Here is a 15,464-nt window from a genome sequence, read left to right on the forward strand (position 1 = left end):
GATATCCGTTCGCAGGCATCTGAGTGGTTTTCTCGTACAAGGGAGAACAACTAATGCATGCGATGAATGACTATTCTTCGGCTATACAACTGCGCTCTGATCGGTGGAGCGCTTTGCGGGAAGCAACAAGTGCCCTGACGCGGGATCCAAAGCCGAAACAATTGGCCGCCCTCCGAAAACGGACCGAAGAACTATTCAAATCGCTTGCGGTGATCGAGCCCTATTGGGCGTTTCCCGGCATGTCCGCCTTTGATCACATGCGACGTCAATTCGAGCATAGCTCGCTGGACGATCTGGCCTTTGCGGTCGGAAGGGTCACACGGGCCCTGACGACAGGAGCCTACCGGCGTCGGCACATTCCCTTGGAACGCGACAGTGTCGATCAGGAGGAGCATGACGATGAGGCCATGTTGCCGCCCGAAGCGCGCGCGCTGGCAAAACCCTACTTCGAAGTTCTGATCGTAGATAACGTCAATGAGCACCAGGAACGCTGGCTGCGTAATAACGTGTCCAGGATGCGACGCCCTGAGGACAACTTTGTCTATGAGGCGCTGGTTGTTCCCAGTCTCGAAGATGCTTTGGTTGCGGTGCTATTCAACCACAATATTCAAGCGATTGTGGTGCGTCCGGGATTGGTTCTGAAATCCAAGATGGATCAAAACATCATTGCCCGTTACCTCAACCGGGCCGGTGGTCAGGAAGAGATCGACAATATGCTGCCCGAAAATTATGGGCCGGAGCTGTGCCGACTTGTTGCCAAGGTACGTCCTGAACTTGATGCATACCTTGTAACAGAACGGTCCGTGGAAGAGATAGCGGGGCTTGATCTGGGTATCTGCCGACGGGTTTTCTACAATCAGGAAGACTTTATGGAGTTGCACCTGAACATTCTGCGGGGTGTGCAGGCGCGTAACAAGACGCCGTTTTTCACCGCTCTTGTGGAGTATTCCAAGCAACCCACCGGTGTTTTCCACGCCATGCCCATCAGCCGCGGCAAATCGATTTCGCGCAGCCATTGGATACAGGATATGGGTGCTTTCTATGGCCCCAATATCTTTCTGGCGGAAACTTCTGCGACGTCCGGGGGCCTCGACAGTCTGCTGGAACCACACGGACCGATCAAGGAGGCGCAGGAACTGGCCTCTCGTGCCTTTGGCTCAAAACAGACATTCTTTGCGACAAACGGCACCTCAACCTGCAATAAGATCGTCGTGCAAGCCCTTGTTCGGCCTGGAGATATCGTTCTGGTCGACCGGGATTGCCACAAATCGCACCACTACGGCATGGTGTTGGCCGGCGCACAGGTCTGTTACCTCGATAGTTACCCGCTCAATGAATATTCGATGTATGGGGCGGTGCCGCTGCGCGAAATCAAGCACCAACTCTTGAAGCTCAAAGCCGAAGGCAAGCTCGACCGCGTGCGGATGTTGCTGCTCACTAACTGCACCTTTGACGGTCTGGTTTATAACGTCGAGCGGGTGATGGAGGAGTGTCTGGCGATCAAGCCGGATCTTGTATTTCTTTGGGATGAGGCGTGGTTCGCCTTTGCGCGGTTCAACCCGACCTACCGCCAGCGCACCGCCATGGCAGCCGCCAATAATCTACGCGAGAAATTCCGTACAGACACGCATCAGCGCATGTACGAGGCGCAGCAGTCCATGCTGAAGGATTGCGACGATGAAAAGCTGTTGGACACGCGGCTGATCCCACCACCGAATGCGCGGGTGCGGGCTTATGGCACGCAGTCCACGCATAAAACGCTCACTTCGCTGCGACAGGGGTCGATGATCCACGTCAATGATCAGGACTTCAAGGGGGAGGTCGAACAGGCCTTCCACGAAGCCTATATGACCCACACTTCGACCTCACCCAATTACCAGATCATCGCAAGTCTTGATGTCGGGCGTCGGCAGGTGGAACTGGAAGGCTACGAGTTCGTGCAACGTCAGATCGAGGCGGCGATGTCCATGCGCCGAGCGGTCATGACGCACCCGTTGCTAAAAAAGTACTTCAAGGTGCTGACCGCAGGCGACATGATCCCCGACCATCACAGGCAATCGGGTGTGACCAGCTATTATGATGCGGAACAGGGTTGGACCGACATGTGGGATTGCTGGGAGCAGGATGATTTTGTGCTCGACGCCACGCGGGTGACGCTGGCGGTTGGCGGTACTGGCTGGGACGGCGACACCTTCAAGACCGATATCCTGATGGATAAATACGGCATCCAGATCAACAAGACATCGCGCAACACTGTTTTGTTCATGACCAATATCGGCACGACGCGCTCCTCCGTGGCCTATCTGATCGAGGTGTTGGTCGAGATTGCCAAATCCATTGATGAACGTCTGGATGACGCCAGCCGGATGGAACGCCTGTCATTTGATCGTCGGGTCAAGGGTCTGATGGAAGACCTGCCGCCGCTGCCGGATTTCAGCCGATTTCATGATGCTTTCCGGCAATGTGAAGTGACGGGCGAGGGCGATATCCGCTCCGCCTTCTTTCTCGCCTATGATGAAGAGAAATGCGACTACCACGACATCAATGGATCGCTGGGTGAGGCGCTGGAGGCCGGTGAAGAAGTGGTTTCGGCCAGCTTCATTATTCCCTATCCGCCAGGTTTCCCGATCCTGGTGCCCGGTCAGGTGGTCAGCAAGGAAATCCTGGCTTTCATGTTGGCGCTGGATGTCAGTGAAATTCACGGCTACCGGCCCGATCTGGGCCTGAGAGTCTTTACCCAAGAAGCGCTGCAAGCGCTCGTCGATGCCAAATCCGGCACAAAACTCGCCCCCGCGGCTGAATAATCAAACAGAGAGGACATAAGACATGGCAGCTACGGTTCTGAAGAACATCTCGGAGATCCGCCGCTATTTCCACCGCAACGAGGACCCGGTCTATTTCATCTCGGCCACGAACTTCAATTTGTTGGGGTTAGATGAATGGGTGAAGAATTTCAAATACATCTGCTACATTGACTGCTACGGCGGCAAGCATCCAAACGTGTTCTGCCCGTCTGAGCAGCCGCATGCGGAGTTCCAATCCATCGAGGACATCAATAACTACCTTTTGCAGCACAAAGAGGTGATTGATTTCATCAAGCGGCGCGGCGGCAAGCCGAAATTTGTTTTCTTAATGTTCGATGCTGAGACTGAACGGCTGTCAAAAGAACTGGGCGCGGATGTCTGGTTCCCGAAAGCCAAGCTGCGCACGTCGATGGACAACAAGATTGAAACGGTCCGCATCGGCAACAAGGCGGGTGTGCCATCCGTGCCGAATGTGCTGGCCGAGGTGAAAGATTACGAGGACCTGAAAAAGACCTGCGAGAAGGCCAAAATCGGGCATGATCTCGTGCTGCAATCGGCCTTTGGCGACAGCGGACATACGACCTTCTTCATCAAATCCGAAGCTGATTTCCGACGCCACGAGCATGAGATCGTCGGCGAGGGCGAGATCAAGATTATGAAGCGCATTGATTGCCGCGGATCAGCGATCGAGGCCTGTGCCACCAAGGAAGGCACCATTGTTGGCCCCCTGATGACCGAACTGGTGGGCTTCAAGGAGTTGACACCATATCGGGGCGGCTGGTGTGGCAATGAAATCCTGTCGACAGCTTTCCCGCCGAAGGTTCGCCAGAAGGCGCGCGATCTGACCTTCAAATTTGGCGAACAACTGCGCAAGGAAGGTTATCGCGGGTATTTTGAACTTGATTTCCTGATCGACAAGAAAACCGGTGATCTCTGGTTGGGGGAGTTGAACCCGCGCATTACGGGCGCGTCCTCGATGACCAATCACGCAGCCTTTGCCCATGCGGATGCACCGCTGTTTCTGTTCCACCTGCTGGAGTTTTCAAAGAAGAAATTCAATCTGGATGTGGACGAGTTGAATGCCCGTTGGGCGGACAGTGCCAATATCGACTCATGGTCACAAATGGTGATCAAACATACCGAGGACAGCGTGGATATCTGTACGGGCAGCCCCGAGACTGGCATTTACAAGATGCTTGAAGACGGTCGCGTCGTCTATGATCGTTTCGATTATCACCGTCGTGCCGTTGAATCTGAGAACGAAGCCTTCTTCCTGCGCATCCTGCAACCGGGTGACTACCGCTATGAAGGGGCGGATATCGGGATTCTGGTGACGCGCGGGCGGTCGATGACCAAGAATTTCCGGTTGAATGAACGCGCGAAAAAGTGGATTCACGGGATCAAACAAACGGTCACGGCCAAGCCATTGCCAACCGCGACGGCATTGTCGGATCCGGCCTTCAAGATCCTCTAGCCAGAAAGGACTGCGCACCCGATGTTATGGCGCGCCGTAAGTGAAGAGAGCCCCGGGCCAAAATGGTCCGGGCTTTTTGCCGAGTACTGGCCGGACTACAAGCGCTGGTGGCTGAAGGAAGGCGAGAATGCGCGCCCGACCTATGGGGAATCTCGCACAGCCCTTCAGCAGCATATGCCCGAAATCGTTCCGCTTTACGATGAGCTTTGCGAGTTGGCAGGCGGTGGTGATCTGGCCGCGCGGTTTTTATCGTTTTACTGCCCGCCGCCCTATCTGGCCGGGTGCAGCCAGGCAATCTGGACCGGCAAGGAGCCGGTCATGGTACGCAATTACGACTACAACCCCAACGCATTTGACAGTCTGGTCTTGCACACAAAATGGGGTGGGCGTGAGGTCATGGGCACGTCGGATGGGCTTTGGGGCATGGTGGACGGCGTAAATGACGCCGGCCTTTCAATCTCACTGACCTTTGGGGGGCGGCGCATCGTTGGCGATGGTTTCGGCGTCCCGTTGATCCTGCGTTATGTTTTGCAAACCTGTCAGACCGCCGATGAGGCTGGCGACGTGCTGGCCCGTGTGCCTACGCATATGAGCTACAACGTCACAGTCCTGGACAAAAAACGTAACTATCTGACCGCCATGATGGCTCCTGACAGACCGACGCTCATAACACATGCGGCCGTTGCAACCAACCATCAGGAAAACGTGGAATGGGTCAGCCATGCGCGGTTCACTGCAACCGTCGAACGGGAGCGTTTCTTGTTACACCGGTTGAGGTTGCACCGCGACCCCGAAGAAAAGTTCATCGGGGCCTTTCTGAAACCGCCGCTCTATTCCACGGCTTTCACAGCCGGGTTTGGCACGCTCTACACAGCCGTCTATCGCCCGAAACGCCGCCAAATGGAATTGCGCTGGCCAGGGACTGTCTGGCCTCTGACCATGAAAGCTTTCGAAGAGGGTCACCGCCAGATTTTACTACCCGGTGCCGCCTGATTTCGAGCAGGTCAGTATTTTATCCAATAAAATCAATTTTGTTCTCGTTAAAGATGCAGAAGGGGCTTGCCAAACCGTGCTGCGTCCCAAAGATTGTCGCCAGAAAAATAATAGGGGAGACTACCATGAAAAAGACCACAACATTGCTGTCGGCCGCGGTATTGCTGTCAACCACCTGTCTTGCCAGCGCGGAAACGCTGCGGTGGGCGCGGGCAGGGGACAGCCTGACGCTTGATCCGCATGCTCAGAACGAAGGCCCGACGTCTGCTTTGGCGCACCAGATCATGGAACCGCTTGTCATGCGGGATCATTCCGGCGCGATTGTGCCCGCCCTAGCGACCGAATGGGCACCGTCCGAAGAAGACCCGAATGTCTGGACATTTTCATTACGCGAAGGCGTGACGTTCCACGACGGATCGGCCTTTGACAGCTCGGACGTCAAGTTCAGCCTTGAGCGCGCGATGACCGAGGATTCGGATTACAAGGAATTACTGGCCTCAGTCGCCGAAGTGCGGGCCCCGGATGCCTACACTATCGAGATTGTGACAAACGGCCCGAACCCGATCATGCCAAACAACCTGACCAACATGTTCATCATGGACCAGGATTGGGCAGAGGCAAACAACGCCGTCAAGGTTCAGGACTATGAGGGCGGCGAAGACACATTCGCGGCCAAAAACGCAAATGGAACAGGGCCTTACAAATTGATCAGCCGCGAGCCCGACGTAAAGACCGTGCTGGCAGCCAATGAAAACTACTGGGGCATCGGGGAATTCCCGCTGGAAGTTTCCGAAATCATCTACACACCGATCCAGAATGCTGCGACCCGCGTGGCAGCGCTGTTGTCCGGCGAGGTGGATTTCATTCAGGATGTGCCCGTGCAGGACCTTGACCGTGTGGCAAGTACCGACGGCCTGGATGTGCGCACAGCACCCCAGAACCGCGTTATCTTCTTCGGGATGAACTCGGGTGACGCTGACCTGAAAAATGACAGTGTCGAGGGTGCCAATCCGCTGGCGGACGTGCGCGTGCGTGAAGCGATGAACCTTGCCATCAACCGCGATGCGATCAAGCAGGTGGTGATGCGCGGCCAGTCGGCACCCGCAGGCATGATTGCCCCTCCTTTCGTGAACGGATGGGATGAGGCAATGGACGCATCTTCCACCACGGACCTCGACAAGGCCAAGACTTTGATGGGCGATGCGGGTTACGGCGATGGGTTCTCAATCCAGCTTGATTGCCCGAATGACCGCTACATCAACGACGAAGCCATCTGTCAGGCGGCTGTTGGCATGTTGGCGCAAATCGGGATCACCGTGAACCTGGATGCGAAACCAAAGGCACAACACTTCCCGCTGATCAACAATCTGGAAACCGATTTCTATATGCTGGGATGGGGCGTTCCTACGTACGACTCTGAATACATCTTCAACTTCCTCGTTCACGGTCGTGATGACAAATACGGGTCCTGGAACGGTACGCGCTTCACCAACGATGATCTGAACGCAAAAATCCAGAGCCTCGCGTCGAACACCGATCTGGAAGCGCGGGATGCGGATATTGCCGCCATCTGGCAGGTGGTACAGGACGAGAAACTCTACATTCCGATCCACCACCAAGTGCTGAACTGGGGTATGAAATCGGGCGTCGATACGGTTGTCGAAGCCGAAGATTCCCCGAAGTTCAAGTACTTCAAGTTCAACTAATAATGTTGGGCCCCATATTGCGGGCCCGGCAGACACCCTGAACCAACTGGGCGCAGGCCAAGCGGGTCTGCGCCTGCGCCTCATCCCATTCACCTTCTCGCAAAGGACCTTGCCATGCTGCGTTCTGCCGGATTTGCCGCTGTTTTTATCGCTACCGCCACCGCCGGGGTTGCCGAAGAATTCACCTGGGCGGGAACGACCGATCCACAGACAATGGATCCGCACGCGGTTAACTCCGCGCCTGTTCTGGGATTTCTCAACAACGTATACGAGGGGCTTTTGCGGCGCGGCAAGGATATGCGCATCGAGCCAGCGCTGGCCACCAGCTGGGAACCGATTGGCGCAGGGGAGGGCTGGCGTTTCACTCTGCGCCAGGGCGTGACATTTCACGACGGTAGCAGTTTTGATGCAGAAGATGTGCTGTTCTCATATGAACGCGCATCGGACGAGTCCTCAGATACCCGTAGCTGGTTTGCTTCGGTCTCAGAGGTGAAGATCGTTGACGACTACACGGTCGATATCATGACCACCGCGCCAAATCCGATCTTTCCCGACAGTATCTCGAATTGGATGATGCTCGACGCCGGATGGGCAAAGGCCAATGATGCCGAACGTCCCGACAAAGACAACGGCAACTACGCAACACTCAATGCTAATGGCACCGGGGCTTTCAGGGTCGCTGTTCGCGAGCCGGGACTGCGCACTGTTCTTGAACCCTTCGACGGTTGGTGGGACGAAACGGAGCATAATATCACGCGGGCCGAGTTCACGCCCATTCAGAACCCGGCGACGGCGGTTGCCGCCCTGTTGTCGGGTGATGTCGATTTTATCAACCCGGTCCCCATTCAGGATACCGCGCGGCTTGCGTCAAACCCGGAGGTTAAAGTGGTGCAGGGGATCGAAGCACGGGTGATCATGCTGGGGTTTCCGCATGAGGCCGAGGCGTTGAAGTATTCGGCGGAAACTTCCGATAAAAACCCGTTTTCCGACGTGCGGGTACGGCAGGCGGTTGCCCATGCGGTCAATGTGCCCGCAATCCTGCAAACGATCATGCGGGGGAATGCCGAAGAGGTCAGCCAATTGGTCAGCCCGGCCATGCGTGGCTATAGTGCCCCGCTCGCGGACCGTCCCGCCTATGACCCTGACAAAGCCCGCGCGCTACTGGCTGAGGCCGGTTATGCGGATGGATTTTCTTTCGGCCTCAAGTGTCCAAATGACCGATACCTGAACGACGAAGCTGTCTGTCAGGCCGTCACCGGGATGCTTGCCCAGGTGGGGATCAAGGCCACGCTTGACGCAATGCCGGTCCAGAATTACTGGCCTGAGCTACGTGCGGACAATTATGACATGTATCTGCTAGGCTGGTCCCCGGGCACGTTCGATGCGGAACACCCCATCCGGTTCCTGGCAAGCACCCCCAACGAAGAAAAGAAGCTGGGATCATGGAATTTCGGAGGCTTCTCTAACGATCGGGTTGATGAGCTTTTGCCCCTGATACAATCCGAGATCGACGACGCAAAACGCCAGGCCATGCTTGATGAAAGTACCAAGATATTGCAACAGGAAGTGGCTTATGTGCCGCTTTACGTGGAACCACTGGTTTGGGGGGCTGGTGCGAATATTGACTTGACTCAGCGCTCGGACAACTTCTTCATTCTGCGGTGGGTGACGGTCAATTGACTTTGATCCCGGCGTTCATCTGATGGCGAGAACACAAACACCCTTGATCAATTGTCGCACCCCTGCGACACCTTGGTGGCACCCGAGAGGACAAAGATGCTTGCCTATGTGATACAGCGCGTCTTTCAATCGGCCATCGTCTTGCTGGTTGTGGGTCTTGTGGCCTTTTCCATGTTCCGGTTTGTTGGTGATCCTGTCGACAACATGCTTGGCCAGGAACGCACGCAAGCCGATATCGAGCGGCTACGGACCCAGCTGGGTCTCGACCAACCCTTTCCAGTGCAGTACTTCAAATTCCTGCAAGGTGCCGCACAGGGTAATTTTGGTGTCAGCTATCGTCAGGGGCGCCCGGTTTCCGATATCCTGATGGAACGCGCGCCCGCCACGCTGGAACTGGCCGCTGTTTCTGGTTTTCTGGCAATCAGCATCGGGATCGCTCTGGGCGTTTTCACCGCGATCAGGCGAGACGGGTTCGCGGCCAATGCAATCATGTCAGTGTCACTCATCGGTGTGTCTCTGCCCACCTTTCTGATCGGTATCTTATTGATCTACCTGTTTTCCGTGGAGCTGGGGTGGCTGCCAAGCTTTGGGCGCGGCGATACGGTCAAGATTGGAGGCTGGTCAACCGGGTTCCTCACAGAATCTGGTCTTAAGGCGCTGATCCTGCCGTCTATCACGCTTGGCCTTTACCAGATGACCCTGATCATGCGGTTGGTGCGCTCCGAGATGCTGGAAGTGCTCAGACAGGATTACATACGGTTCGCGCGCGCGCGGGGCCTGCGGGACCGCGCCGTGAATTTCCGGCATGCGCTGAAAAATACACTGGTCCCGGTGATTACCGTGACCGGGTTGCAGCTGGGCTCGATCATCGCTTTTGCGATCATCACTGAAACGGTCTTTCAGTGGCCGGGTGTTGGCTTGCTGTTCATCAACGCAATCCAGTTCGTAGATATCCCGGTGATGGCGGCCTATCTGATGCTGATTTCGGTCATGTTTGTCGGGATCAACCTGATCGTTGACCTTTTATACTTCGCAATTGACCCACGTCTGCGCGTGGATAGAACGGCGGCGCACTGATGGCTGACTCTGCACTGAATACACCTGCCAAGGAACGCTCACGCCTGCGTGTCGCTCTGGACAGCGATTTCGTCTACCAGTTCAAGAAATCGCCCGTGGCGATCGTTTCGGCAGTGGTTGTGCTGATCATGGTTTTTTGCGCCCTCTTTGCACCTCTAATAGCACCGTTTAATCCCTTTGATCCTGCCTCGCTCAACCTGATGAACGGGTTTTCCAAACCCATGGAACCCAATGCCTTCACAGGCGAGACCTTCTGGCTCGGGACGGACGATCAGGGACGCGATGTCTTCTCCACCATTCTTTATGGCATGCGTATCTCGCTCTTTGTCGGGGCGGCAGCGGTGCTTTTCGCGATGGTTCTCGGCATCACGCTGGGGTTGATCGCGGGCTACGTCGGTGGTTGGGTTGAGACGATCATCATGCGTGTCGCAGATGTACAATTGACCTTTCCCGCCATTCTGGTGGCCATGTTGATTTTTGGCGTTGCCAAGGGAATCACACCCGTTGAGTACCGCGATCAAATGGCCATTTGGGTGCTGATTATCGCCATCGGCCTGAGTGACTGGGTCCAGTTCGCCCGCGTCGTGCGTGGTGCCACATTGGTGGAAAAGAACAAGGAATATGTGCAGGCTGCGCGATTGATCGGGCGTGGTTCAGGGGCGATCATGCTGCGGCACATTCTGCCCAATGTGCTGTCGCCCGTTCTGGTGATCGCCACGATCTCGCTGGCATTGGCAATCATTGCCGAGGCTACGCTGAGTTTCCTCGGCGTTGGCGCACCCCCCACGCAGCCGTCCCTGGGCACGCTGATCCGCATCGGGCAGGGGTTCCTGTTCTCCGGTGAGTGGTGGATTCTGCTCTTCCCCGCTGTAACCCTTCTGACGCTGGCGCTAAGCGTGAACCTGCTGGGCGACTGGTTACGCGATGCGTTGAATCCACGTCTCAGATAAAGGTATCCTTCATGCGATTTCTCCCAATTTTGGCCGTGCTCGCCCTATCGACCGGTGCCTTTGCACAGGATACAGAGCGGCTCGAAGCGGCGAAGGCATATGTCGACAGCAAAGGCCAGCAGGGCTTGATGGATGACATGCTGTCACCCGAAGGCGTTATGGCGTCAATGGGATTGCTTGGCGATCAATTGACGCCGGAGCAACAAACGACAGTCGCACGCATCGTATCGGAAGAGCTTGCAACCATTCGACCAACAATGGAGAGCGCTATGATCTCCGGAATGGCAGAAAACTTTACGCTGGATGAGATCAACGCGCTGGCGGATTTTTATGCGTCCGAACACGGGGCATCCGCAATGCGGAAAATGACACCGTTCATGACGCAGACCATGCAGAGCATTGGACCGGCCTTCCAGCAAATGCAGGCAAACCTCGCACGACGTATTCAAGAAGAGTTTAGCAAATAGTCCATGTCTTCACCGGTTCTCTCCATCCGCAACCTGACTGTCGAAATTCCGACACGCCACGGCATTCTGCGCCCGGTAGACGGCGTAAGCTACGATATCGCAAAAGGTGAAATACTGGGCGTTGTGGGCGAATCCGGGGCGGGGAAATCCATGGCCGGAAATGCCGTGATCGGCCTGCTCAACCCCCCTGCACATATTTCCGAAGGAGAAATCCGTGTGGGCGAGACACGCGTTGACAACCTTTCCGGCGAGCAGATGCGGCGCATGCGCGGCAAAGAGATCGGCATGGTTTTTCAGGACCCGCTGACCTCTCTCAACCCCTTGCTCAGGATAGGCGATCAGTTGACCGAAACCATGCTCGCCCATCTCGATATTTCTCGTAGTGAGGCGGAGAAGCGGGCGGTCGCAGCGCTGGAAGAAGTGGGCATTCCGGGAGCTGCGGAGCGGGTTGGCAGCTACCCTCACGAGTTTTCCGGTGGCATGCGTCAGCGGGTCGTAATTGCCTTGGCCCTTTGCGCGGAACCATCGCTGATCATCGCGGATGAACCGACCACAGCGCTGGATGTGTCGGTGCAAGCGCAGATCATCTCCCTACTCAAGAAACTCTGCCGTGAACGTGGCACTGCCGTCATGCTGATCACACACGATATGGGGGTGATCGCCGAAGCCGCTGATCGGGTCGCAGTGATGTATGCCGGTCAGCTTGCCGAGCTTGGCCCCGTGCGCGATGTGCTGACGGCCCCGCACCACCCTTATACGGACGGGCTGATGGGATCGACGCCTCTGGCCTCGCGCGGCAAGGATCGGCTGCATCAAATCCCCGGTGCCATGCCACGCCTCGATGCCTTGCCGACTGGCTGCGCTTTTCACCCCCGATGCCCCCAAGCGCAGGACCAATGTCGCAAGACGCCGGGGCCCCGCATCGAAGATGGGGCAGGGCGCGTCGCCTGCTGGTACCCGATGACGCGGGAGGCCGTGGCCTAATGGCGCTGGTAGATATACGCGGCCTGACCCGCATTTTCGATGTGTCCAAACCCTGGCTGAACCGTGTGGTTGAACGTCGGCAAAAAGCCTTTCTGACCGCAGTGTCCGACGTCAGTTTCGACATTGCCGAACGCAGTGTCTATGCGCTTGTCGGTGAGAGCGGGTCAGGCAAATCCACGATTGGTAAAATGCTTGTCGGGCTTTTGCCTCCGTCAGATGGGTCGGTCGAAATCCGCGGCGTTGATCTGGCGCGGGAAACCGACGCCGCAAAAGTAGACGCGGTTCGGCGCGACATTCAAATGATCTTTCAGGATCCCTTTGCCTCGCTGAACCCGCGCTGGCGCGTGCGTGACATCATCGCGGAACCGGTTGCCGCCCGGGGGGGCGAAACAACAGGATTGGCAGAACGCTTGCTGGAACAGGTGGGCCTTTCCGCGCGGGACGCAGGCAAATTCCCGCATGAGTTTTCCGGCGGACAAAGACAGCGCATCTGCATCGCGCGCGCACTCGCATCAGAGCCAAAACTGATCGTTTGTGACGAGCCCACATCGGCTTTGGATGTGTCGGTGCAAGCGCAGGTCCTGAACCTGATGAGCGATCTGAAAGACACCTTTGGTCTGACCTATCTCTTCATCAGCCACGACTTGACCGTGGTTCAGCATATGGCTGACCGGATCGGCGTGCTCTATCTTGGCCGCCTTGTGGAAGAAGCCGACCCGGAGGCACTTTTCGAAGATCCGAAACACCCCTACACGCAAATGCTGCTTGCGGCCGCCCCACAGCTTGACAACTTTGGCCGCGAAGTACCGCCGCCAACGGGCGAAATTCCCGACCCGATCAACCCGCCGACGGGGTGCGCTTTTCACCCGCGTTGCGCCATCGCCACGTCGATCTGCTCTCAGAAACGGCCGGAAATGCGCCTGCTGCGCGGCGCACGAGTGGCCTGCCATCTGGCCGAATGACCGGGCCGCTTACGTCACTGAAAGTGGTAGAGTTCACAGGGCTTGGCCCTGCACCGTTGGCAGGTCAATTGTTGGCGGATCTTGGCGCAATCGTTGTCGCGATTGATCGAAAGTCAGCCCCGGCCGATCCAACGGACATCAATCGGCGCGGCAAACGCAGTATCGCCCTCAATCTGAAATCTGAAGCCGGGAGAAGCGTTGCCAGAAAGTTGATCGCGCAATCAGACGTCTTGATCGAAGGGTTTCGCCCCGGCGTCATGGAGCGCTTGCAACTTGGTCCGGATGCGTGTCCCGAAACACTGATCTATGCCCGCATGACCGGGTGGGGACAGGTCGGCCCCTGGTCGCAAAAGGCCGGGCACGATATCAATTATCTGGCAATGACGGGTGCGCTGCATGCCATCGGACCGGAGCGCGAACCCCCAACCGTGCCGCTGAACCTGATCGCGGATTTTGGGGGAGGGACCATGTTCCTTCTGCTCGGAATTCTATCGGCACTTATTGAAAAAGGCATTTCCGGAAAAGGACAGATCGTTGATGCTGCCATGGCCGATGGCGTGCCAGCCATGATGGGGTTGATCCACGGTATGCTGGCCAAGGGATCATGGACCATAGAACGGGGTGCAAACTGGCTGGATGGCGCTGCACCCTTTTACAGGTGCTACGAATGCGCGGACGGAAAATTCATATCTGTCGGTGCGCTGGAACCGCAATTCTATGCGGAACTTGTCGACAAGGCCGGATTGCCGATCCATGATCTTTCCGCCCAAAACGACAAAACGCAATGGCAGAAAACCAGCGAGGACTTCGCGAAGGTGTTCATCACCAAGACCCGCGATGAATGGGCAGCCGTTTTTGAAGAGTCCGATGCCTGCGTCACTCCGATTCTGGATTTTGACGAAGCGCCCGTTCATCCGCAAAATGCGCAGCGCGATGTATTCTTCGCCGACCGGGAAACGACTCAGGCCAGTCCCGCCCCCCGCTTCAGCCGCACCTGTCCCCAAAAACCCGCGCCGCCAAAAGCCATTGGTGCCGATACAGATGATCTGCTCAGGGAGATGGGATATTCCAACGAATGCATTTCACGGATGCGGCAGGCGGGAGACATTACATGACCATCCTGATCGCCGGTGCTGGTATCGCAGGGCTGACACTTGGATTGACGCTGCATCAGATTGGCATCCCTTTTCGCATCTTTGAAGCGGTGCGGCAGCTAAGACCATTAGGTGTCGGGATTAATCTGCAACCCAATGCCGTGCGCGAATTGTTCGATCTGGGGTTGGAGAACCCGTTAAACGCGCTTGGTGTCGCAACCCAGAGCCTCGGATTCTACACCAGAACGGGTCATGAAATCTGGACGGAACCGCGCGGTACGGCCGCCGGCTACAATTGGCCACAGATTTCCGTGCACCGGGGTTTGCTGCAAATGCTGCTCTATGAAACACTGGTTACGCGGGCGGGAGAAGACAGCATTTTAACCGGGCATCGCGCCACCGAATTTGCCCAGACCACCAGCGGCGCTGCACTTCTTGTCGAAACGCCCAAGGGGCGCTCTGAAATCACTGGCGATGCTGTTGTCGCCGCAGATGGCATACATTCCGCCCTGCGGGCGCAAATGTACCCCAATGAGGGCGTGCCTGTCTGGGGCGGTGCAATCCTCTGGCGCGGCACGACACAAGCTGCCCCGTTCCTGTCAGGTGCAGATATGATCCTGGCGGGTCACGACACCCAGCGCATGGTGGTGTACCCGATTTCGGCGCCTGACCCGCGCACAGGCTCAGCGACGCTGAACTGGATCGCAGAGCGGCGCGTTGATCCGACGCTGGGATGGCGCAGGGAAGACTGGAACCGGGCGGCAGATTTGGAGGATTTCTTGCCGTCTTTCGAGACATGGAAGTTCGACTGGCTCGACGTGCCGACCCTGATCAAAGGCGCGGATGTAATCTATGAATACCCGATGGTGGACCGCGATCCGGTCGCGCAATGGACACAAGGATGCGTGACGCTGATGGGTGATGCGGCGCACCCGACATACCCTGTTGGCTCAAATGGCGCGAGCCAGGCGATTGTCGATGCGCGCACAATGGGCGCTTGCCTGAGAGATCATCGTGACGTTCAGGGTGCGTTTGTCGCTTATGAGAACACTGTTCGGCCAAGAACGACGCAAGTCACGCTTGCCAACAGAGGCAGCGGCCCCGATGCGATCCTGCAAATGGTAGAAGACCGCTGCGCCGGTCGCTTCGACGATATCCACCGTGTCGTCCCGCGTAGGGAGCTTGCGGCGCATGCGGCAAAATACAAATCTCTCGCAGGATTGGACAAAGATGCGTTGAACGCCCAACCTGCGATCATCGGGCCCGTGTAATG

General features: G+C 56.8%; 12 protein-coding genes. All 12 read left to right on the plus strand.

The window, feature by feature from the left end:
• Nucleotides 1-53 precede the first annotated feature (53 nt).
• The 12 genes from Q0802_RS21650 (at nucleotide 54) to Q0802_RS21705 (ending at nucleotide 15,462) form a co-directional block, all read left to right on the plus strand.
• Nucleotides 54-2,804: an aminotransferase class I/II-fold pyridoxal phosphate-dependent enzyme gene (locus Q0802_RS21650; protein ID WP_298921955.1), complete on the plus strand. Its 2,751-nt coding sequence runs from the start codon at nucleotides 54-56 to the stop codon at nucleotides 2,802-2,804.
• A gap of 22 nt (nucleotides 2,805-2,826) precedes the next feature.
• Nucleotides 2,827-4,278, plus strand: a complete 1,452-nt coding sequence (locus tag Q0802_RS21655; RefSeq protein ID WP_298921957.1) for a biotin carboxylase — start codon at nucleotides 2,827-2,829, stop codon at nucleotides 4,276-4,278.
• A gap of 21 nt (nucleotides 4,279-4,299) precedes the next feature.
• Nucleotides 4,300-5,271 (plus strand): C45 family peptidase, encoded by a 972-nt coding sequence (locus tag Q0802_RS21660; protein WP_298921958.1) that lies wholly within the window; start codon nucleotides 4,300-4,302, stop codon nucleotides 5,269-5,271.
• A gap of 125 nt (nucleotides 5,272-5,396) precedes the next feature.
• Entirely contained in the window at nucleotides 5,397-6,977 is a 1,581-nt protein-coding gene (locus Q0802_RS21665) for an ABC transporter substrate-binding protein (protein WP_298921959.1), read from the plus strand.
• Between the two features lie 114 nt (nucleotides 6,978-7,091).
• Nucleotides 7,092-8,657 (plus strand): ABC transporter substrate-binding protein, encoded by a 1,566-nt coding sequence (locus Q0802_RS21670; protein ID WP_298921960.1) that lies wholly within the window; start codon nucleotides 7,092-7,094, stop codon nucleotides 8,655-8,657.
• A 96-nt stretch (nucleotides 8,658-8,753) separates the two neighbouring features.
• Nucleotides 8,754-9,734 (plus strand): ABC transporter permease, encoded by a 981-nt coding sequence (locus Q0802_RS21675; protein WP_298921961.1) that lies wholly within the window; start codon nucleotides 8,754-8,756, stop codon nucleotides 9,732-9,734.
• The gene (locus Q0802_RS21680; RefSeq protein WP_298921962.1) at nucleotides 9,734-10,684 is read left to right on the plus strand and encodes an ABC transporter permease; all 951 of its coding nucleotides are present in this window, start codon (nucleotides 9,734-9,736) and stop codon (nucleotides 10,682-10,684) included. Before Q0802_RS21675 ends, Q0802_RS21680 begins: the two co-directional genes overlap by 1 nt.
• Nucleotides 10,685-10,695: 11 nt before the next feature.
• On the plus strand, nucleotides 10,696-11,151 hold the full coding sequence (locus Q0802_RS21685) for a DUF2059 domain-containing protein (protein ID WP_298921963.1): 456 nt from the start codon (nucleotides 10,696-10,698) through the stop codon (nucleotides 11,149-11,151).
• 3 nt (nucleotides 11,152-11,154) lie between these two features.
• Nucleotides 11,155-12,135, plus strand: coding sequence for an ABC transporter ATP-binding protein (locus Q0802_RS21690; protein ID WP_298921964.1), 981 nt, complete (start codon nucleotides 11,155-11,157; stop codon nucleotides 12,133-12,135).
• Nucleotides 12,135-13,097 carry an oligopeptide/dipeptide ABC transporter ATP-binding protein gene (locus Q0802_RS21695; protein ID WP_298921966.1) on the plus strand — a complete coding sequence of 321 codons (963 nt, stop codon included), beginning with the start codon at nucleotides 12,135-12,137 and terminating at the stop codon, nucleotides 13,095-13,097. The genes Q0802_RS21690 and Q0802_RS21695 overlap by 1 nt, the downstream gene beginning before the upstream one ends.
• Nucleotides 13,094-14,212 (plus strand): CaiB/BaiF CoA-transferase family protein, encoded by a 1,119-nt coding sequence (locus Q0802_RS21700; RefSeq protein ID WP_298921967.1) that lies wholly within the window; start codon nucleotides 13,094-13,096, stop codon nucleotides 14,210-14,212. The genes Q0802_RS21695 and Q0802_RS21700 overlap by 4 nt, the downstream gene beginning before the upstream one ends.
• On the plus strand, nucleotides 14,209-15,462 hold the full coding sequence (locus tag Q0802_RS21705; protein WP_298921969.1) for a flavin-dependent oxidoreductase: 1,254 nt from the start codon (nucleotides 14,209-14,211) through the stop codon (nucleotides 15,460-15,462). Before Q0802_RS21700 ends, Q0802_RS21705 begins: the two co-directional genes overlap by 4 nt.
• Nucleotides 15,463-15,464: the final 2 nt, after the last annotated feature.

It is taken from the genome of uncultured Roseobacter sp. (assembly GCF_947495275.1).
In the GTDB taxonomy this organism is placed as follows: domain Bacteria; phylum Pseudomonadota; class Alphaproteobacteria; order Rhodobacterales; family Rhodobacteraceae; genus Roseobacter.

Bases quoted from the DNA above. Each gene is read 5' to 3' on its own strand.
- Q0802_RS21650 (WP_298921955.1), top strand. From the start codon at position 54: ATGCATGCGATGAATGACTATTCTTCGGCTATACAACTGCGCTCTGAT.
- Q0802_RS21655 (WP_298921957.1), top strand. From the start codon at position 2,827: ATGGCAGCTACGGTTCTGAAGAACATCTCGGAGATCCGCCGCTATTTC.
- Q0802_RS21660 (WP_298921958.1), top strand. From the start codon at position 4,300: ATGTTATGGCGCGCCGTAAGTGAAGAGAGCCCCGGGCCAAAATGGTCC.
- Q0802_RS21665 (WP_298921959.1), top strand. From the start codon at position 5,397: ATGAAAAAGACCACAACATTGCTGTCGGCCGCGGTATTGCTGTCAACC.
- Q0802_RS21670 (WP_298921960.1), top strand. From the start codon at position 7,092: ATGCTGCGTTCTGCCGGATTTGCCGCTGTTTTTATCGCTACCGCCACC.
- Q0802_RS21675 (WP_298921961.1), top strand. From the start codon at position 8,754: ATGCTTGCCTATGTGATACAGCGCGTCTTTCAATCGGCCATCGTCTTG.
- Q0802_RS21680 (WP_298921962.1), top strand. From the start codon at position 9,734: ATGGCTGACTCTGCACTGAATACACCTGCCAAGGAACGCTCACGCCTG.
- Q0802_RS21685 (WP_298921963.1), top strand. From the start codon at position 10,696: ATGCGATTTCTCCCAATTTTGGCCGTGCTCGCCCTATCGACCGGTGCC.
- Q0802_RS21690 (WP_298921964.1), top strand. From the start codon at position 11,155: ATGTCTTCACCGGTTCTCTCCATCCGCAACCTGACTGTCGAAATTCCG.
- Q0802_RS21695 (WP_298921966.1), top strand. From the start codon at position 12,135: ATGGCGCTGGTAGATATACGCGGCCTGACCCGCATTTTCGATGTGTCC.
- Q0802_RS21700 (WP_298921967.1), top strand. From the start codon at position 13,094: ATGACCGGGCCGCTTACGTCACTGAAAGTGGTAGAGTTCACAGGGCTT.
- Q0802_RS21705 (WP_298921969.1), top strand. From the start codon at position 14,209: ATGACCATCCTGATCGCCGGTGCTGGTATCGCAGGGCTGACACTTGGA.